The following is a 20,247-nucleotide window of genomic DNA, read 5'->3' as shown; positions in this document are numbered from 1 at the left end:
CTGCCGAGCCCCTCGCCCTCGATCCGCGCGCCGTCCCCAAGCCTCACCGCTCCTTGATCTGCGCTACGCCTTGAGCCGTGCGCGCGGATGGGCGCTGATGTATTCGTCATGGATGTGGGCGCGATCGACATGGGTGTATATCTGCGTCGTCGAAATGTCGGAATGACCGAGCATCTCCTGGATGACGCGCAGATCGGCTCCGCCGCTCAGAAGGTGCGTCGCGAACGAATGCCGAAGCGTATGCGGGTGAAGGTTCTCGACGCCGATGGATAACCCGGCTCGCGCGACGATCGCATGCACGCTCTGCCGGGTCAGACGTCCGCCTCGTGCATTGAGGAACACGGCCGAGGTGGGTTTCGCGTAGGGTTTCGCAAGCTCGGGGCGACCCCTCTCGAGATAATTGCGCAGCGCATCGGCCGCCGCGCCCGCGATGGGTGCGACACGCTCTTTCGACCCCTTGCCGACAACGCGCAAGAATCCCTCGTCGAGCAGCAGTCCGCCCGAATCGAGTCCCGTCAGCTCGCTCACGCGCAGTCCGCAACCGTACAAAACCTCGAGAATCGCGCGATTGCGCAGCCCGGCCGCATCGTCGCCGAAAGGCTGCGACAGCATCCGATCGACCTGTTCGACGGACAACACGTCAGGCAAGGTATCGGGAACCTTCGGAAGCCGAAGCGAGTCGGTGGGATTCTTTGCGGATATGCCCTCGCGCACCAAAAACCGGTGGAACCCCTTGATTGCCGATACGCGCCGCTCGATCGTCGCGGGGGCGAGACCCGAGCCGACGAGCTCCGCCTCGTAGGCGAGCACCGCGTCGCGATCGATGCGCGAAAGCGAGGCCACGCCCTGCGATTCGAGAAACTCGGCGTACGATCTCAGATCGCGTTCGTAAGCCGAAACCGTAAGCGGCGAGCTTCCGCGCTCGATGCTCAGATAGGCGATGTACTCGCGAATCTCCATGTCGAGCATGCGCACGCCCTACCCTCGCCCATCGGCATGCGCAACCGCAGAGCCGACGAAATCGCAAAACAACGGATGCGGCCTTGTGGGACGGCTCTTGAACTCGGGGTGTCCCTGGCTCGCGACGAACCAGGGATGATCGGAAAGCTCGATCATCTCAACGAGCCGTCCGTTGGGTGAAATGCCCGATATGACCAATCCCGCCTCGGCCAGCTTATCGCGAAAGGCGTTGTTGACCTCGAAACGGTGGCGATGACGCTCATAGACGACCTCGCTTCCATACGCCGCGAACGCCTTGGTTCCCGGCTCGACGCGGCAGGGGTAGGCGCCAAGGCGCATGGTGCCGCCCTTGTCTTGCACATCCTCCTGTTCGGGCATGAGATCGACCACGGGGTAATCCGCCTCGGGATCGAACTCGGCCGACGTCGCGTTCGCCATACCGGCGACGTTACGGGCGAATTCGCAGACAGCAGCCTGCAACCCCAGGCATATCCCCAGAAACGGAACTTTGCTTTCACGGGCGTACTGCGCTGCAGCGATCTTTCCCTCGAACGCCCGCTTGCCGAAGCCGCCGGGCACGAGAATGCCGTCCATGCCTTCGAGCTTCTCAGCGACCGAAGCCGCATCGAGCGTCTCGCCATCCACAAGATGCACCTCGACGTGCGCTCCATGGTGCACGCCCGCGTGGCCGAGGGCCTCGATGACCGAAAGATAGGCATCGGGAAGGCTCACGTACTTGCCCACAACCGCAACGTCCACCCGTTTCCGGCACTGGTTCGAGGCGGCCAAAAACGCCTGCAAGGGGGCCAGGTCTATCTCGCGATGCGCAAGTCCCAAAAGATCGAGCACCTTCTCGTCGAAGCGTTGGGCGTGCAGGTTCACCGGCACCTCGTAGATGGAGGAGGCGTCGGTGCAGGCGAGCACCTCTTCGGGGGCCACATCGCAAAACAGCGCGATCTTCTCGCGCACCGTATCGGATATCTCGTGATCGGAGCGGCACACGATGAAATCGGGCTGTACGCCTATGGAACGCAGCTCCTTCACGCTGTGCTGCGTCGGCTTGGTTTTGACCTCATGGGCAGCGGCGATGTAGGGCACGAGCGTCACGTGCACGAACAGCACGTCGCCCGGCTTCTTCTCCTTCTTGAACTGCCGTGCCGCCTCGATGAACGGCTGGGATTCTATATCGCCGATCGTGCCGCCTATCTCGGAGATGACGATATCGGCGCCGCTCTGCTCGGCAACGCGGCGCAGGCGCTCCTTGATGGCCTCGGTCACATGGGGTATCACCTGCACGGTGCCGCCGAGAAAATCGCCGCGGCGCTCGCGGGCGATGAGGCTCTGGTAAATCGATCCCTGGGTGAAGTTGCTCTCGCGCGTCAGGCTCTCGTCGATGAAACGCTCGTAGTGCCCGAGATCGAGGTCGCCCTCGTGGCCGTCGTCGGTCACGAATACTTCGCCATGCTGGAAGGGCGACATCGTTCCGGGATCGACGTTGAGATACGGATCCATCTTCTGCATGGTCACCTTGTAACCGCGTGCTTTCAGAAGATGCCCGAGGGACGCGGCGGTGATGCCCTTCCCCAGAGACGAAACGACGCCGCCGGTCACGAATATGTGCTTGGTCATGATCCTCCTCCAAACGACAGCCAACGGACCGACGCGGTATCGATCGGATTCAAACAGAGAGCGAAACGCATCCCCGCAAAAAATGCGCCGGCGAACATACGACAATGCTTCCAAACGCTTTTTCATTCTACAAGACGGCATGAGCACCGCCCGCACCCGCACGACGATTTCACACACTGGAAACACGCTCACGCAAATTCGAAACGCAACCGCCCGGCGGCAGACCGGCCCTCGACTGACGCCGAATCAGCCCCCGAACGGCCTTTATTTGAAAGGATCACCCGATTCGGGCGTAGAAGCCACCCGATACGACGCTTCCGCCCGCGCGCCTTTCCGCCCTATCGTATAGGCAAGGCAAACGCCTTGAGGAGGCGTTCGAAACAAGGAGGATCATTATGAACGGACAGACCAACGCACCCCAGCACGCGCATACGACAATAAGCCGCCGCACGTTTCTGGCAGGATCGCTCGGCCTCGGCCTTGCAGCCATGCTGCCGGGCGTCGGGCTGACAGGATGCGCCCCGCAAAACGGGTCGGCCCAAACGGCCGCCAAGGACGAAGGGGAGTTCGACATCATCGTCGTGGGAGCAGGCGGCGCCGGCATGACGGCAGCCCTCAGCGCGCAAGAGGCCGGCGCGAACGTCGTGCTGCTCGAAAAGATGGCGGTCGTAGGAGGCAACACGAACTTCGCCGAGGGCGGAATGAACGCAAGCCAAACCGCTCTCCAGAAAGAAGAAGGCATTGAGGACAGCAACGAGCTGTTCGCCCAAGACACGTTCGTCGGAGGCAAAGAGCTCGGTGACAAGGAGCTCATTCGCTACATGTGCGAAAATTCGAACGCCGCCATCGAACGGTTGGCGGAACGCGGCATGCACCTCACGAAGATATCGACATCGGGCGGAGCATCGGTTCCCCGCATCCATCGGCCCGAAGACGGCAGCGCCGTCGGCGGCTATCTCGTGACCCACATGCACGACCTTTGCACTGAGAGGGGCATCGGCGCCCGCACGAACATGAATGTAGAGAGCCTCATCATGGAAGACGGTAAAATCGCGGGCCTTGTGGCAAGCGACGGCAAGAAAGAGTATACGTTCAAGGCACCCGTCGTCATCCTCGCCACGGGCGGGTTCGGCGCCAATCACGAAATGCTCGCCCAATACCGCCCCGAATTGATCGACGCCGTCACCACCAACCAGCCGGGAGCCCAGGGCGATGGTATCGCAATCGCCACCGATATCGGGGCGGACACCGTCGATCTCGAGCACATTCAGGTTCATCCGACCGTCGAGCAGAGCACTTCCATCCTTTTGAGCGAAGGCATCCGCGGCGATGGGGCCATCCTCATCAACGCCGAAGGAAACCGCTTCACCAACGAGCTCCTGACGCGCGATAAGGTAACGGCTGCCGAATGGGAGCAGCCCGGCGGCTGGGCGTATGCAGTATTCGATCAGCACGTGTACGACGACAACAAAAGCATCAAGGAAAAGTTCGAGAAGCAGGGCTTGCTTCTGAGCGGGACAACGCTCGAAGAGCTCGCAAGCTCCATGGACGAGATCGATCCGGCCAACTTCATCAGCGCGGTCACCACGTACAACGACTGCATCGAGCAGGGTCTCGACGATCCCTTCGGACGAACGGCCAGCTTGAACCCCATCGTGAACGCCCCCTTTTACGCCGTCAAGGTTGCACCGGGAATCCACCACACGATGGGCGGTCTGAAAATCGACACCGCAACGCGGGTGCTCGACACGAGCGGCAACCCCATCGCCGGGCTGTTCGCAGCCGGAGAGGTGACAGGCGGCGTCCACGGCGGAAACAGGCTCGGGGGCAACGCCGTGTGCGATATCAACGTTTTCGGGCATCGGGCCGCCGAATCCGCACTCGAATACCTGTCGGCATAGCACCGCACACCGTCGGAGCACGCCGATCCGCCTCGGCGTGCTCCGATCGCGATTGCATAACCTCGGGCTATCGCTGCGAGACGAACAACGGGGCTCTGCCGCATGAGGAGCCCCGTTGTTGTGGTACCATCTCCCGAGACGAAAGCGAGGGAGATCATGGGCAGTTCGACAATCGACCGCACCGGAGTTCGAAAGGGATCGTTCCGCTTCGTCGCCTCGTTTCTCCCCTTGTTTTCCTTGAGTTTCTGCGGGCTTGTCGCCATACGCATCTGGATACAGTGCAACCTCTACGATCGCTACACGTCGACGGACTCCGGCATCATCACCATCGTTTCCAACCTTGTGCGCGTCGGCCTGATCGTCATCCTCATCGCCCTTGTCCTCCGCCGCGGCTTCCCGCGCAGATCCCAGCGGATACTCGGATACGCATCGGCCTTCGCCATGACGGCCGCAAGCATCTTGTTCCTGATCAACACCGAATCGCCGAACCAAGGATTGCTGATAGCAGCCTGCGTTTGCGCAGGCTGCGGCATCGTTTGGGGCGGGGGCATCTGGATAACCGTCTACGAACGCCTTTCTCCGGACGAAGCGCTGATCTACGCGTTTCTTTCGCTGGGAGCCAGCTCGATGCTCGGATTTTTCCTCGGGCTCCTACCGGAGACCGTCACGTATCTCGTCGCCATGGTCATGCCGGCCCTGTCGCTCGTCATGCTGCAAAGGTCGAATCAACTGCTCGACGAACGAGACGAAACCCCCGACGCCTCCCCAAGAGGCGAAGCGCCTTCGAGCCGGGACTTCGCATACGATGACGAGCCGAAATCGACCTTCGTGCGGCTGGTGGCCGGCATGGCCCTGTTCAACCTCGCCCTCGGCATTGCCCGCGGCTACCCCTCCGGCGAATCGATCGCGCTGACAATCCCGTTTCAAGCGATACACCAGTTTTCAGTGTTGTTCATCTCGCTTGCCCTCATATGGTGGGCCGTGGCAAAACGGCGCACCATCCGCTTTTCAACCCTTTGGAACGTCTCGGTAACCCTCATCATCGCAGGTGTTCTGCTGCTCGCATTGTCGGGTTCGACGGCAACGCTCGCAGGCGCAACCCTCATTTCCATCTCCAACACCTTCGCAGTAGGCCTTCTCTGGTTCAGCTGCTACGACATCGCGCGGCATAGCAGCATACCCGCATATCTGATACTCGGCGTCGGATGGCTCGCCCACGTGCTGCCACGGGAGATCGGAAGGGCGGGCATATGGCTGCTCGAGCCGCATTCTTCCGAAGCCGTGATCGTGATCGCATTCGTCGTATTCCTCCTAGCCCTCGCCATGGTTCTTCTGCTCAACGATTCCATACCCGTCAAACGGCATCTTTTCTCGGAGTTCAGAAACCAAACGGCAATCGATTCGTCCGAAGAGGCGCTCTCGAGCACTTCCGAGGCCGCCTCCGACGGCTCCGCCATCCCCCGCCAACGCAGAAGCCCCGCCGAAGCGGAAAAACCCAAGCCCCGAGAAGATACGCTGCTCAGCCAGCATCTTTCCCTTTTGGGGAAACGCTATAGCCTAACCGAACGGGAACTCGAAGTGGTCGGCCTTCTCGCACAGGGAAGAAGTCGCATCAGCATCGGGGAAAAGCTTTACATATCGGAAAACACCGTTCGCACATACGTCAAGAACATATACGCCAAACTCGACATTCATAGCAAGCAAGAGCTGCTCGACCGTCTGGAAGAACAAGGCTTGCATGAGGCGGGCGAAAGTAAGCTATAATCGATCCAACTGCACTGCCGCCCGCGCGGCGAAGCCTCGGTATCCGCGGGGCGAACGCGCCCGTGCCGACAACGGCAAGCACCTGCCCACCTCACACTCGATCGAAAGGACGCCTCTTTCCATGCGCATCGGATTCGACAACGACAAGTACATCGCCCTGCAAGCAGAGCACATCCGCAACCGCATCGATCAGTTCGGCGGGAAGCTCTACCTCGAATTCGGCGGGAAGCTCTTCGACGACTACCATGCCGCGCGCGTGCTACCCGGTTTCGAGCCCGATGCGAAGATACGCATGCTCAAAAGCCTGATCGACGAGGCCGAGATCATCATCGTGATCAACGCGAACGACATCGAGAAGAGCAAGCTGCGCGGCGATCTGGGCATCACTTACGACGAGGACCTGCTGCGCCTCATGGATAACTTTCGCTCCATGGGTTTTCTCGTGAGCGGCGTCGTCGTAACCCACTACGCGAACCAACCCGACGCCGACGCGTTCCGCCGTCGCCTCGATGCGCTCGGCATCAAATGCCACCTGCACTACCCCATCGCGGGCTACCCCTACGATATCGACCATATCGTGAGCGACGAGGGGTATGGCCGAAACGAGTACATCGAAACCACCCGTCCGCTCGTGGTGGTTACCGCCCCCGGCCCCGGATCGGGCAAGATGGCTACCTGCCTTTCGCAGCTCTACCACGAGCACAAGCGCGGCGTGAACGCCGGGTACGCCAAATACGAGACGTTTCCCGTATGGAACCTGCCGCTCAAGCATCCGGTCAACATCGCCTACGAAGCGGCAACGGTCGACCTCGACGACGTGAACACCATCGACCCCTTCCATCTTGAAGCCTACGGCGAAACCACCGTCAACTACAACCGCGACGTCGAGATATTCCCCGTGCTCAAAGCCATGCTCGAAAGGATCGGCGGCGAAAGCCCCTACAAATCGCCCACCGACATGGGCGTCAACATGGCCGGGTACGCGATCGTCGACGAGGATGCGGTATGCGATGCCGCCAAGATGGAAATCGTGCGCCGTTACTTCCAAACAGCCGTCGACGTCAAGCGCACCGGCGTGGGCGAAGAGCAGGTGGAGAAGCTCGAACTGCTCATGAACCAGGCCGGCGTGAACGCGAGCCTGTCGCCCGCCCGCACGGCTGCGCTCCTGAAAGAGGAGATGACCGGATCGCCCGCAGGCGCTATGGTCCTGCCCAACGGAACCGTTGTGACGGGCAAAACGTCCATGTTGCTCGGGGCGGCTTCTTCGCTCATGATCAACGCGCTCAAGGAACTCGGCGGAACGGGCGACATCGACGTCATCAGCGATTCGGTCATCGAGCCGATCTGCCACCTCAAGACCGAGCATCTGAACCACAAGAACCCGCGCCTCCATTCAGACGAGACGCTTATCGCGCTCTCGATCAGCTCGGTCACCAACCCGCTTGCAGCCGAGATCATCGAGCACACCGGCGAACTGCGCGGTTGCGATGCGTTTTTCTCGGTTATCATCTCATCGACCGATGAAAAGCTCTACCGCACGCTCGGCATCAACGTCTGCTGCGAGCCCAAGTACGAGCAGCACCGCTACTACCACAAGTAAGCGCGAAGACGAGAACCGGGCGACACGAGAAACAACGGCCGCCTGGTTCTTACGCCCAGGGCCGCCCTACTTGCAAGCGGGCGCCCCCACGGCCTCGGCGAGCTCGGTTTTGCCGGAAACCCCCATCTTGCGATACAGGTTGCGAATATGCGTTTTCACCGTGTTGTCCGAAACGTAGAGTTCGGCCGCCACTTCGGCGCGGGTTTTCCCCTCAAGCAGCAAGACGAGTATCGCCTCCTCGCGCCTCGTGAGATCGTATTCCCGAGCTGCGCGAGAACAGCGTTCCTCAACCGACGCTTCGCTCGGGCGATACGCGTCGAAGAATTCCCTCAGCTCGCGAATCGATGCGAGCTCGGCTGCTTCGGAGCGCTTCCACGTCCGCGAAAGCAACCAGCCTGCGGCAAGGGATACGATGCAGAATGAAACGGAGTAGAGAGCCGACGACGCATTCCCCCACAACTGCGTTGCCGCAAGGCAGCCGACGAGTGCGAGGGCGAATGCGATCCCCCAGTAGAACGCCACTTGAACGTGCGCCCTCGATAGCGTTTCCGAAAATGCCGCTCGGGCGATGGAAGCGCAGCACAACGCGAACACGACGGTAACACCCGCAAGGATAACGGCAATCGATTCGGTTTCAGACATACGACCATACCCGCTTTCGTTTGATCGGTAGAGCAAATAATACTACGATGGGAAGCACCATTCGGCAAGGTGAGGGCATGGGTGAAAAAATTCACCGTTGTTCCGAATTCGTGCGTACTGCTAGATTCAACCCCATGGAAGCCATCGCACCCAAAGATCATCTGAGAGGAGCGGCGATGCAGGATAACCGTAAACGACGCACCGCGCTCGGCACCGTCTGCCTCGTCGTCGTCGCCCTCGTCATGGGCTGGTTCGTCGGGCAGTACGTTCCCGGAACGCCGCAATCACCCGAAACGCTCGTGTACGCAACCATGTACAGCGGCAACGGAACCCCCGTGCAGAACACCGTCGACACCTCGTTCGGCGAACAAGCAACGTTGGAAGGCGTCGTCCAGGGAGAATCGTTTACCTTAGACGAAACGCGCAGCGATCTGCAAACGGAGCAGGGCAGACAAGCGTATAGAGACCATCTCGAAGACATCGGCGCATGGGAGCACGAATATCCCCCCTTTGCAATGCGGATCGAAGAGGTTCGAACCGTATCGGCTGACTCGTTCGCCGACCTCTATCCGAACTTTTCGAGCAAGCAACAGCACACGAGGGGGTTCTTCATTCATCCGGGGGGCAACCTCAATCTCCAAGACACGACCATGATCCTCGTATCCGTCTCCATAACGAACAAATCAGAAGAACTCATTTCGGGATACCCCCACCCCTTTGGCAAAGGCGCACTGCCTTCGTGCAACCTCTTCAGAACCGATTGGTGCGAAATGCAAGGTGAAAGCGTTGCTTTCGGAGATCAGGTGATCATTGAGGCGGGACCGCTCTCCGACGGCACGCTCGGATCGGGAGAAATCCTCGAAGATTCGGCCTTCGTCGCTATCAACGACGACCCCGTCTATCTCGACAACCCCGACCCCAACGGCATTCAGTACGCCTACATCCACATCGAACCCGGCGAAACGAAAACCTACGTCTTCCCCTACCTCGTGCCCGACAAGGTCCTCGGCGGCGACGGGCGGCATCCGGATCTTTCGAACCTCTGCATCCAAACGCCCGACTACGCAACCGAAACCGTCTACCGGCTCTGGCTCGAGTAGCATGGCAAAACCGCCGCCGGCTTGACGCCGCGCCGAAAGCAATCGAAACAAAGCGAACCTGCTTCGACCGCACCGCAACCGCGGTGTCGGGCGATGCCGTGCTCGAACCCGTGAAAGGACCCCCATGAAACCGAATCTGCTCCCCTTGGCCCTTATCGCCGCGCTTTGCCTGCCCGCCTGCAGTCCCGCAGAGCAGGCCCCGAGCGTCGAGGCAACTGCAACCGAGCGCTACGAACAGACCGTCGCCCTGCCCGATAACGTCATGCTCGTGCACGATATGCGATTCGACGAAGCCGGCCGGCTCACCATGGCGGCAAGCGCCGCCGATTCCGGAGCAGTCACGGTATACGCGCTCTCCGCCGACGATGTCTGGGAAACGGCGTTCGACACTCGGGCCCTGATCGACTCGCTTGGCAAGGATGCCCGCGTCGAAGCTGCATGCTTGACGCCGCAGGGCTCGCTCGTGTGCGCCGTTTCATGCGATGATTCCAGCGAAGCGAATCTCTACACCGCGGTGCCCGGCTCCTTTGAGGCGGTCCCCTTCTCGGCAAGCGGAATCTCCACCCTGCGCAGCTATGATGAGGACACCGTTCTCGTCGCAGATACCCGTCAATCGCTCTGCCGAATCGATCTTGCGACGGGCGCGAAGCGATGCGAATACCGCCTGCAAGGGCGCGGCAGAGTGCTTTCTGATTTCACCGTGTACGACGGGCTTGCCTACGCAACCGTCTCGCGTTCGGGGGGAGCGGGAATCGAAACCGAGTTCGAGGCGTTCGACTACGATACGGGCGAAAAGGCGGATCCCGATGCCTCGATCGTCGCCGCCCTCGAAAAGGTGTTTTCCCATGCAAACTCGACCGATCCTGTTTCGCCCATCTGGTCGAACGGACAGGACGACCTGCTCGTTTGCGCGAAAGGCGCTATCTACCGTATCTCCGACAATGCAGCAACCGTCGTTGCCGAAAGCGGAGACGCAAGCCTTTCGAGCGCGGTGAAGTATCCGCACCGCCTGCTCATCGGATCCGGACAGGATGACATCCTGGTACTGTGCCACAACAAGACCGGGGGGCTTGCCCCCTACACCCTCTACCGCTATCCCGAGGGCAGCAAGCTCGAAGCCACGGGATCCCTCGTCGTGTACTCGCTCGAAAACAACAGCGCCATCGAACAGGCCGTTGCGACCTTCCGTGACGAGCGACCTGAAATCGCCGTCGAGATGCGCATCGGGATTCCCGCCGGCTCGGGCACTGCCGCCGACGATGCCCTGCGTGCGCTCAATGCCGACATCATAGCGGGAACGGGCCCCGACGTCATCGTGCTCGACGGCCTGCCGACCGAGGCGTTCATCGGACAGGGCGCGCTGCTCGACCTGTCCGATGCGCTCGAAGACCTGCATGCATCGAAAGACGAATACTTCGAAAGCGTGCTGAGCGCCTTCTCATCCGATGAGGGCACCTATTGCGTACCCGGCAGATTCTTCCTTCCCGTCGCCCTCAGCGATGTCGAATACCTCGAGCACACGACCTCGCTTGGAGAGATGACCGATTTCATCGCTTCGAGCAAAGACGCACGGGCGGGCCTCAACACAGCGACATCCGTAGCAGCCCCCTTCGCCGCAAGTTCCCAAAACCTGTTCGAAGATGACGGGTCGGTTGACCGCGATGCGCTCGAATCGTTTTTCACCTGCACGAAAACGCTCATCGACATCGGGGATGAGAACCTCACTCGAAACATCAGCGAAGAAGCCCGCGCAAACCTCCAGGGTTACGACTACCGCGCAACCGAACTTTCAAGCGTCAGCCTTGCAGACGGTCACGGCGTGAGCGGCGCGGGGATACTGGGCATTTCGGGAGGCGAAGCGAGCCGTCTGGAAATCGGCTCGATGGACTCGTGCACCTCGCTCGGCATGCTGAGCCTTGCCGCCGAAAACGCGGAGTTCGACTGTTCCTACAAGCTTCTTGCGTTCGGCGGAGAGCAGGTCTTCGTACCCGGCAGCATCCTCGGTGTGAACGCAAGCAGCAAAGAAGCCGAAACGGCCAAGGAGTTCATCGCCTACCTGCTCTCCTCCGAACAGCAGGGGCAATCGCTCTACGACGGCGGCTTGCCCGTCAACAAGAGCGCCCTGTACGACTACCTGATCGCGCTCGGCGGCTACGGCATGAGCGCCATGTCCGAAGGCGGACCCGTCAAGAGCTTCGACCGAGGGCCGTTCACCGAAGAGGAGGCCGCAGCGGGCTGCGCGCTGATCGAAAGCGCCACGCATCCGTTCGTGGAAGACAAGACCGTAAACGACATCGTTGCGACCGAGCTTCTCGCGTACTGCAACGACACCGCGACGCTCGACGATGCCGTAAGCGCATGCGTGCAAAAGATCGACCTCTACCGGGCCCAATAGGAAAGAGGAGCCCATGACGCGTCCGCAGCGATCCGCCGCCCCCAAAGCCTTTCTGGCCCCGAGCCTCATCGGCCTCGCCATCTTCTTTCTCGCTCCCTCTGCCGACGTCGTGCGCCGCTCGCTTGCAGATGCATCGGGCGAGCGCTTCGTCGGCTTGGAGAACTACGCTGCAGTGATCGGCAACGAAGCGTTTCGAACCGCAGCGGGCAACACGGCGAAGTTCATGGTTATCTGCATTCCCCTTCTGCTTGCGCTTTCGCTCGCCATAGCGCTTGCCGTGCGCAGAAGCACGCCGTTTCGGGCGCTCATGAAAACGGCACTGTTGCTGCCCCTCGCGATTCCCGTATTCTCGGCGGCGCTTCTCATGAACATCACCTTCGACGCCCAAGGCATTGCCAACGGCATCCTCGATTTTCTCGGCATAGATACCGTCGCGTGGCTTTCAAGCGATGCAGCGCTGTACGTGCTCGTCGGCAACTACGTCTGGCGCAACCTCGGGTACTGCACCGTGCTCTGGCTTGCCGCCCTCGCCTGCATCCCCGAAAGCCTCTACGAAGCAGCTCGCGTCGACGGCGCTTCTTTTTCGCAGATCACCGCAAAGATAACCCTTCCGATGCTCGCTCCCTCCTGCGCCGTCGTTGCAATACTGGCCATCGTCAACGCGTTCAAGGTCTACCGCGAAGCGTACCTCGTTGCGGGAAGCTACCCGCACGAGAGCATGTACATGCTGCCCCACCTGTTCAACAATTGGTTCGCAAGCCTGTCGATCACAAAGCTCGCGGCAGGCGGAACGATACTCGGCATCGTGCTTTTGGCAATCGCATGCGCGCTGTTTTGCCTTTGGAGCAAACAGGAGACGATGCGCTGATGTCATCGGCGCGAAACAAGGCGCGAAAAGAAGCGACACCGAAGCCGACGGGCGAACCTTGGAAAAACCCCGGGCGAGCGCGCGTGCGCGGCATGCTCTTCTTGCTTGCCATGGCCGCGCTCGGCTTCTGCGCGTTCCTCCCCCTTGCGATGCTCGCACTAGGGTCCCTCATGAGCGCTTCCGAACTCGCCTCGACCCTCGGCGGCGTCATCGAAGGCGGAAACGGATTTGCCGAAGCGCCGCTGCTTCCGCTGGCCCCTACCCCCGAATCGTACGTGGCCGTGCTCGTGGATACGCCGGGATACCACGTGCTGTTCTGGAATTCGGCGGTCATTACCGCTTGCGTGCTCGCGGGCCAACTCGCAGTCGCAACGCCCGCCGCCTGGGCGCTCGCGCGATTCGGGTTCCGCGGAAGGGATGCGCTGTTCTTCCTCTACGTTCTTTTGATGATGCTGCCGTTTCAGACGACGATGCTGCCGAACTATCTTGTGCTCAACGCGCTCGGGATCAACGACACGCTCGCAGCCGTCATCCTGCCAGGAGCATTCTCGGCGTTTCCCGTCTTCATCATGCGGCACTTCTTCGCCACCATCCCGAACTCCCTTATCGAATCGGCCCGGCTCGATGGGGCAAGCGAATTCGCGATATTCCTGAAAATCGGCGTCCCCCTCGGAGCGCCCGGCATATTCGCCTCTCTCGTGCTCGGGTTCTTCGAATACTGGAACCTCGTCGAGCAGCCGCTCGCTTTCTTGAGAGACCAAACGCTTTGGCCGCTTTCGCTTTTCCAGCCGGCGATCGCTTCGGAGAGCATCGGCCTCGTGTTCGCTTCGACGGTTATCGCATCCATACCCGCAGTGCTCGTGTTCGCAACGGGTCGCGAATACCTCGAGCAGGGCATCGCCGCGACAACGAGAAAGGATCGCTAGATGAGACGACGGGCTGCAAGCATCCTGTTTTTGTTCATGGTCTCGATGGTATGCCTCGGCATCCTCTCGCGAGCCGTCGACGGCACGGGAATCGCGCTTGTCGCCACCGAACGCATGCAGGAGAAAACGCTTTCGGAAACCGTATACCCATCCTGCGTGCCCTCGACGGCCGTGCACTCCGACGGAGCACGAACCTACGTGTACGTGCTCGACGAGCGATCGGGCCTTCTGGGGCCCGAACAGATCGTGCGCAAAGTGGACGTGGCCCCGGTCGCTTCCGATGGAGCGTGGACGGCTCTCAGCGACGGGGCTCTTTCGGCTCGACAGGACGTTGTCGTACGGTCGGATCGCACGCTGTCCGAAAACGATAGGGTTCGGAGAAGCCATGCCGAGCCTTAACGCGATTCGCAAGCTGCCGCTTGCGGCGTGCATCCTGTTCGCACTGTCGCTCGCCTGCTTCTTCGCTGCGTATGCGGCCCATGACAGCATCCGCGATTCATGGGCCGTCTCAAGCACGTTCATTTTGCACGGCGGCGAATTATCCCCCGCCGAGGCCGCCGCAATCGAAGCGGCGGCAACCGCGCACGACGAATCCATCGCCTTGCTGTTCGACGACGCCGAAGGCGAAAACCCGAACGGGCGACACGTTTCGCGCTTCACGACCGCACGCCTCGATGCAGACGGTTTTCCCGTGACGGCAAACACGCTCGCCCCCGTTCTAGGTGAGTCGTGCCGCCAGATCGACTACCGGCTGCTTTCCCTGGTTTCGTATTCCGTCTTGCTGCTCTACCCCTTGGCTCTGGGGATCTGCATGTCTCTTTGCTGCCGACGTGCAAGGATGCGCTCCGATTCGCTTGCCGTTGCAGCGGCGAGCCGCATTCCGGATGCGCTTTTCGCCATCGCATGGACGACGGTGGCCGCTTCGGCTCTTTCGGTTTTCGGCGACTGCTTTCCGAACCGCTGGTCGGATTTCGCCGCATGGGGCGAATCGGCTGAAGCATTGGAAAGCGGTCTTTTCCGCATCGTGCTTTCAGCGGATGCGGCACGCGGCGAGCCCGCCCTGGGCGCGTGCGCGCTCGCGATCGCACTCTGCGTCGGCGCGGTCGCGCTCTTCTTCGGCGCAGTACAGCAGCACCGAACATGGCAGGTGCGCACGACGGCGCACCATGGAAAAACGCGCGGCGCCAAGAGCGCCCCGATGAAAGCAAGGTGAATCAGGTGGCGTTTCTCGCGATAGAGCATGCATGCAAGGCTTTCGGCAAAAACACGATACGGGCAGTCGACGACCTTTCGCTTTCGGTTGAGCGCGGCGAATTCATCGTATTCGTCGGATCGTCGGGCTGCGGGAAGTCAACGACCCTGCGGCTTATCGCCGGACTCGAGACGCCGGACTCGGGAACGATCGCCCTCGAGGGACGCGATATAACGCGCACGCCCCCCGCCGAGCGCAATATCGCCATGGTGTTTCAGGATTACGCCCTCTACCCCCACATGACGGTCTTCGACAACATCGCCTTTCCCCTGACGGTAAGAAGGGTCCCTCGCGCAGAGCGAAAACGGCGAGTCTGCGCGGTAAGCGAAACGCTCGGCATCGCAGATATCCTGCACCGCAAACCCGCAAAGCTGTCGGGCGGGCAGAAACAGCGTGTGGCCATCGGTCGAGCCTTGGTGCGCGATCCCGCGGTGTTTCTCATGGACGAGCCGCTTTCGAACCTCGATGCGAAATTGCGCGCCCAGATGCGCGGCGAGCTGGCGCGGCTTCACCGCACAACGAGGGCGACCATAATCTATGTGACCCACGACCAAACGGAGGCCATGACGCTCGCCTCCCGGATCGTCGTGATGGATCAAGGTCGCGTGCAGCAAATCGGAACGCCCGACGAGCTGTACCTCAGACCGAAGAACCTTTTCGTGGCCGAGTTCATCGGAACGCCGAGCATGAACCTCCTCGCCTGCGAAGTAAGAGGACGAACCCCCTATCTTGCGCGCAGCGCGATCGGCGGCGGGCTGTGCACAGCGAGCGGTCGACAGCGACTCTTCGATGCGGCGCGCCTCCCGTTCGAGCCTTCGAACCTCGAAGGCCGCCGCTTGATCGCAGGCATACGCCCCGAACATACGCACGTCGAGCGTCGCCCAAGCGAAACGGAGCCGCGCCCCTCAAGGGGTTTGCAGGGCGTATGCGTGCGACGGGAGAGAATCGGCGCCGAGATGTACGCGCTTGTCGACCTCGGGGGCGCAAGCGTGCTGGGAAAAGAATCCTCCGACCCGCAAAAGAAGCCTCGCGTCGGAGGCGAGGCGACGATCAGCCTGCAACCCGAAGAGCTGCTTTTGTTCGACCAGGAAACAACGCAGGCCCTCGGCACGCCGCGCCCGTAGGACACTCCCGTCGGCCGCCGACCGAAAACGCACGAACCGCCTCGAGCCTCGAAGACACGCCCCGGATCCTAGAAAAACACCTTCGATGCGTGATCGTAGAAATTCTCGCACTTGTAACGGAGCAGCACGGTGGGCGCAGCGCCCGCACGGACGAACACCCGGGCGACGGGACGCTCGAAGACGAGCATTTCGCCATCGACGAACAGCGTCGCCTCGCGCGAAGCCTGGTTGTTGGTAAGATCGACTTCCACCACATCGCTTTTCGCCGTGACGATCGCCCGCGAATGCAGCGTATGCGGTGCAAGGGGCACGGCCACCAGACCCTCGAATCCAGGCGATACGAGCGGCCCCCCTGCCGAAAGCGCGTAGGCGGTCGACCCCGTTGCCGTCGCCACCACAAGACCGTCGCCGCGCATATCGGCGATATGCGAATCGGATATGGACAGAGAGAAATCGATGATGCGGCCCATGGCTCCGCGCGTCACCGCAAGCTCGTTGAGCGCAAAAAAGCTCCGGCGCTCGCCGTTTTCCGCCGTAACGGGCTCGTCGCCGACGCACGGCGCATCGTCGAGGTCGTCTCCTTCGCAGAGCACGTCGATGCGCAGGTTAGCGCGCCGCTCGCGCACCGCGTCCTCCGCAAGGGCGGCCGCCACGATGGCCACGACGCCCTCGTCGCTCGCATTCGCCAGAAAGCCGAGACGGCCGAAGTTGATGCCGAGGATCGGCACGCCCGTCGTTCCGACAAGGCGGGCGGTACGTAGAATAGTGCCATCGCCGCCGAGCACGACCGCAAGGTCGCAAACGGCAGGATCGAGCACGCCGACGTCATCGACATCGCCCAGGTAGCTCAAATCGGACGAATCGAGAATCCGGAACTCGATTGATTGAGTACCCAGATAGGCAGCGAGAAGCAGCGAGGCGTCAACCGCTTTCGCATTGGAGTTATTGCGAACTATCAGGATATGCATGAAGCGCCTCTTTCTCGGTTTGCTATGATGTGAACCATTATATCCAAAAAGCAAGAAGGCCCATTCGATGTCGGACAAGCTCTCACGAGCCAAACATACCCGCGAAGCGGTTGAAAGAGAGCTCCTTCAGCTTCCCGATACCACTGGCTCGTTCCATCGAATCGGCGAGCTAGGCTTCGATATCGACGAAACCGATTACGATCCGTATGCGGGCCGCCATGTCAAACGGACGGCCGACGGCGCAAACCAATCTGGCAAGATCGGGCGCCACGCGAAATCGACGGCCGGAGGATACGACCGGCCCGCATCCCGCAACACGGTGCCTAGCCGCCATGGCGCAGCTCTTGCTCCCGAGCCCGAAATCTACAACGCATCCGACGACATGCTCTCCCGCACGCCCGATGGCGAGGGGGCGGTCCACGATCTCGTTGCAGCGTCCGACGGCGAGGGAGAAAAAACGGTCAGCTCATCGGCGGCTCTCATCAGCGTATGCGTGATGATCTCGCGCATCACCGGATTCGTGCGCACCTGGGCAATGGCGTTCGCGCTCGGCTCCACGCTGCTCGCCAGCTCCTACACCGTTGCGAACAACCTGCCCAACATGCTCTACGAACTCGTCGCAGGCGGCATGATCGTCACCGCGTTTCTTCCCGTATACGTTTCGGTCAAGAAGAAGCTCGGAACCAAAGCGGGCAACCGCTACGCCTCGAACCTGCTCACGCTCGTGGTGATTCTTCTCGGCATCGTATCGCTTGTCTGCATGGCCTTCCCCGCGCAGGCCATCTTCACGCAGAGCTTCTACTCCGATCAATCCGAAATGGCAACCTCGGTGTTCTTCTTCCAGTTCTTCGCCATCCAGATCGTGTTCTACGGGGCGAGCGCCGTCGTATCGGGCTTGCTGAACGCAAATCGAGATTACCTCTGGTCGTCGATCGCGCCCGTCGCCAACAACGTGATCGTCATCGCAACGTTTTTCGCCTACGCGGCCATCGCGCCGAACGACCCGCAGCTTGCGCTCTACATCATCGCCATCGGCAACCCGCTCGGCGTATTCGTGCAGATGGCCATCCAGCTGCCCGCCCTCAAGCGCAACGGCATCCGCATCCGCCCGCGCATCGACCTGCGCGATCCTGCACTGCGCGAAACGCTCGCCATCGGCATCCCCGCCGTCATCGTGATGCTGAGCTCATCGGTTGTCGTATCGGTGCAGAGCGCGGCATCTTACGCCTTCGCAGCAAACGGTCCGTCGATCCTTTACTACGCCCGCCTGTGGTTCATGCTCCCCTATTCGTTTCTGGCCGTGCCCATCACCACTGCCATGTTCACCGAGCTGGCCGATATGCAGGCAGAAGGAAACATCGAAGGGGTCAAGCGCGGCATCGTGTCGGGCACGAACCAGATCCTGTTCTTCATGATCCCCTTCGCGCTTTACCTTATCGTGTTCGCCACGCCGCTCATTACGATGTACTGCGCAGGCGCCTTCACCGAAAGCAACATCGCGATCATCGCGAGTTATCTAGCCGTGTTCGCAGTATCGCTGCCTTTCTACGGCCTCAACACCTACTTGCAGAAGATCTTCAGCAGCCTGCGCAAGATGACCGTATTCGCGGGCTTCAACATCATCGCGGCCGTCGTACAGGTCGCGCTTACCGGAGCCGCCGTATTCATCGCAACCGAGGGCATCGCCGATGTTCCCATCGAGAGCATCGCTGCAGCGGAGCTTGTATTCTACCTGGTGGGCGATATCTGCCTGTTCGCATATCTGCGCAGGCGGTTCGGGGCGTTCGGCCTGCGATCGACCGCGAAGGCGTTTCTCTGCGCCCTCGTCTTAGGCGCCTTGGGAGCAATCGCGGGCGCAGCCGCCCTGTTCGCCGTCGAGACGCTCATCGCTCCCCTTTCGGGAAGCATTCTGCAAGCGTTCGCCTACATCGTGGTCTGCGGCCTCGTAAGCCTCGTCGTCACATTCGGCATAGCGCTCAAGCTCAAAATCCCCGAAGCCGCATTCTTGAGCTCCATCATGGCACGCGTCACCGGCAAGCTCAAGCGCTCCTAACCGATCGACCGCGCACAGAACCGCTTACCCGTAAACCACCTTGACCAGCGCATTCAATCCTCGATCGCCGGCCGTCCGTCGCACGATCCCGAGCTCCCGCATTAGGCGCATTCGATGCCTCGGCGCAAGATCGAAACGAGCAGCGCACCGGCAACCAGCGAGGCGGCAACCGTGAGCAGGGGCGCTCCCGCAAGCGAAATCGGCCCCAGCGCCGCAACGAGCAGCAACGCCCCCATCTCGTAGCTCGCCCGTTTTCCTTTTGGCGAGAAGCGTATCGCATCGAGGGCGCAAACGAGTGCGCCGAGCGCGTTCACGAGCAGGCAAAGCGGTATCATCCACACAAGCGGCACGAACGCCGAAAGGGCAACGGATGCGCCCAGGGAAAGCACTGCAACAAAAACGAATGCGGGCAGCGTATCGAATGCGAACAGCTCGAGCGTATCGAACGGAAGCCGATCGCGCACAAGCCTGTTCCTCACATCGTCTCTAAAGGCTCGCGTTTGCTCGCGCGCCCCCTGCGAGAACAGGAGCAACGCCTGCAGCCAGAACAAGAGCGCTATCGGACCGCCCAAACCCAGCAGGGCACACGCTCCGAACGGCACGATCAGCGCTCCCTGCACAAACAAACTCGGAAGCCCTTCGTACTGCCGTGCCGCAGAGAGGCAGGCACGTGCGACAAGCGCGCGTCGCCCGGTCCCCTGCGAAAGGGAGAACAGCCGTCGACGGGCAGCGAGCTTCTTGCGGCGGCGGTACTGCTGGATGACGGTTTGATCGAGGGGCGAGAACGCTCCGAAGGGCTGCAGATCGGCGAACAGGGCGCTCTCTTCGATGACGAGAACCCGATCGAACCGCTCGGCCAACGCGGCGAACACGGCGATCCCCGCAAGCGCAACCACCCCGAAAGCTGCTGCGATCAGGGAAAGTGCATCGGATAGCACGGAAGAGGGGTTCACGATCATTCCGAAAAAGACGCAGGCGGCCGCTATCGCGAAGACGATCGCCGCGGCACCGACCGAATGGCGCAGGCGCCACCGCGGCACCGCAAGGCGGATTGCGCCCGCAAGG

The 20,247-nt window shown here is 61.2% G+C and carries 15 protein-coding genes and 1 pseudogene; 11 read left to right on the top strand and 5 right to left on the bottom strand.

Going from position 1 to position 20,247, the window contains the following annotated elements:
• Positions 1-63: 63 nt before the first annotated feature.
• Positions 64-969: a site-specific tyrosine recombinase XerD gene (gene xerD / locus C1719_RS06360; protein WP_102374346.1), complete on the bottom strand. Its 906-nt coding sequence runs from the start codon at positions 967-969 to the stop codon at positions 64-66.
• A gap of 9 nt (positions 970-978) precedes the next feature.
• Positions 979-2,589 (bottom strand): CTP synthase, encoded by a 1,611-nt coding sequence (locus tag C1719_RS06355; RefSeq protein ID WP_102375952.1) that lies wholly within the window; start codon positions 2,587-2,589, stop codon positions 979-981.
• Between the two features lie 395 nt (positions 2,590-2,984).
• Here C1719_RS06355 and C1719_RS06350 point away from each other — a divergent pair, with 395 nt between their 5' ends.
• The 3 genes from C1719_RS06350 (at position 2,985) to C1719_RS06340 (ending at position 7,854) form a co-directional block, all read left to right on the top strand.
• The gene (locus tag C1719_RS06350) at positions 2,985-4,490 is read left to right on the top strand and encodes a flavocytochrome c (RefSeq protein ID WP_102374345.1); all 1,506 of its coding nucleotides are present in this window, start codon (positions 2,985-2,987) and stop codon (positions 4,488-4,490) included.
• Positions 4,491-4,646: 156 nt separating this feature from the next.
• A complete protein-coding gene (locus C1719_RS06345) occupies positions 4,647-6,254 on the top strand; it encodes a response regulator transcription factor (protein ID WP_180963501.1) in 1,608 nt (535 codons plus the stop codon).
• A 121-nt stretch (positions 6,255-6,375) separates the two neighbouring features.
• A complete protein-coding gene (locus C1719_RS06340) occupies positions 6,376-7,854 on the top strand; it encodes a DUF1846 domain-containing protein (RefSeq protein WP_102374343.1) in 1,479 nt (492 codons plus the stop codon).
• Positions 7,855-7,920: 66 nt separating this feature from the next.
• Here C1719_RS06340 and C1719_RS06335 read toward each other — a convergent pair whose 3' ends face one another.
• The gene (locus C1719_RS06335; RefSeq protein WP_102374342.1) at positions 7,921-8,496 is read right to left on the bottom strand and encodes a helix-turn-helix transcriptional regulator; all 576 of its coding nucleotides are present in this window, start codon (positions 8,494-8,496) and stop codon (positions 7,921-7,923) included.
• A 77-nt stretch (positions 8,497-8,573) separates the two neighbouring features.
• Between C1719_RS06335 and C1719_RS06330 the strand changes: the two genes are divergently transcribed.
• From C1719_RS06330 to C1719_RS16195, 7 genes are all read left to right on the top strand, one after another.
• Positions 8,574-9,596: a hypothetical protein gene (locus C1719_RS06330; protein WP_146007854.1), complete on the top strand. Its 1,023-nt coding sequence runs from the start codon at positions 8,574-8,576 to the stop codon at positions 9,594-9,596.
• 124 nt (positions 9,597-9,720) lie between these two features.
• Entirely contained in the window at positions 9,721-11,991 is a 2,271-nt protein-coding gene (locus tag C1719_RS06325) for an ABC transporter substrate-binding protein (protein WP_102374340.1), read from the top strand.
• Between the two features lie 13 nt (positions 11,992-12,004).
• Positions 12,005-12,859 carry a carbohydrate ABC transporter permease gene (locus C1719_RS06320; RefSeq protein ID WP_102374339.1) on the top strand — a complete coding sequence of 285 codons (855 nt, stop codon included), beginning with the start codon at positions 12,005-12,007 and terminating at the stop codon, positions 12,857-12,859.
• A complete protein-coding gene (locus C1719_RS06315; RefSeq protein WP_219717833.1) occupies positions 12,859-13,785 on the top strand; it encodes a carbohydrate ABC transporter permease in 927 nt (308 codons plus the stop codon). Before C1719_RS06320 ends, C1719_RS06315 begins: the two co-directional genes overlap by 1 nt.
• Complete coding sequence (locus C1719_RS06310) at positions 13,786-14,184, top strand: efflux RND transporter periplasmic adaptor subunit (RefSeq protein WP_102374338.1); 399 nt, start codon at positions 13,786-13,788, stop codon at positions 14,182-14,184.
• On the top strand, positions 14,171-14,998 hold the full coding sequence (locus tag C1719_RS06305; protein ID WP_102374337.1) for a hypothetical protein: 828 nt from the start codon (positions 14,171-14,173) through the stop codon (positions 14,996-14,998). Before C1719_RS06310 ends, C1719_RS06305 begins: the two co-directional genes overlap by 14 nt.
• The gene (locus C1719_RS16195) at positions 14,926-16,161 is read left to right on the top strand and encodes an ABC transporter ATP-binding protein (RefSeq protein ID WP_180963500.1); all 1,236 of its coding nucleotides are present in this window, start codon (positions 14,926-14,928) and stop codon (positions 16,159-16,161) included. Before C1719_RS06305 ends, C1719_RS16195 begins: the two co-directional genes overlap by 73 nt.
• A gap of 68 nt (positions 16,162-16,229) precedes the next feature.
• On the opposite strand, the gene C1719_RS06295 is transcribed toward C1719_RS16195, so the two are convergent.
• The gene (locus tag C1719_RS06295; RefSeq protein WP_102374336.1) at positions 16,230-17,129 is read right to left on the bottom strand and encodes an NAD(+)/NADH kinase; all 900 of its coding nucleotides are present in this window, start codon (positions 17,127-17,129) and stop codon (positions 16,230-16,232) included.
• Between the two features lie 67 nt (positions 17,130-17,196).
• On the opposite strand from C1719_RS06295, the gene murJ reads away from it, so the two are divergent.
• Complete coding sequence (gene murJ, locus C1719_RS06290) at positions 17,197-19,182, top strand: murein biosynthesis integral membrane protein MurJ (protein ID WP_102374335.1); 1,986 nt, start codon at positions 17,197-17,199, stop codon at positions 19,180-19,182.
• 101 nt (positions 19,183-19,283) lie between these two features.
• On the opposite strand, the pseudogene C1719_RS06285 reads toward murJ, so the two are convergent.
• Positions 19,284-20,247: pseudogene (locus tag C1719_RS06285) on the bottom strand (hypothetical protein); the annotation flags it as partial.

It is taken from the genome of Raoultibacter massiliensis, from assembly GCF_900199545.1.
GTDB classification, from domain to species: domain Bacteria; phylum Actinomycetota; class Coriobacteriia; order Coriobacteriales; family Eggerthellaceae; genus Raoultibacter; species Raoultibacter massiliensis.
Note: the sequence above shows the minus strand (reverse complement) of the source record. Positions and strands in the feature narration are given on the sequence as shown.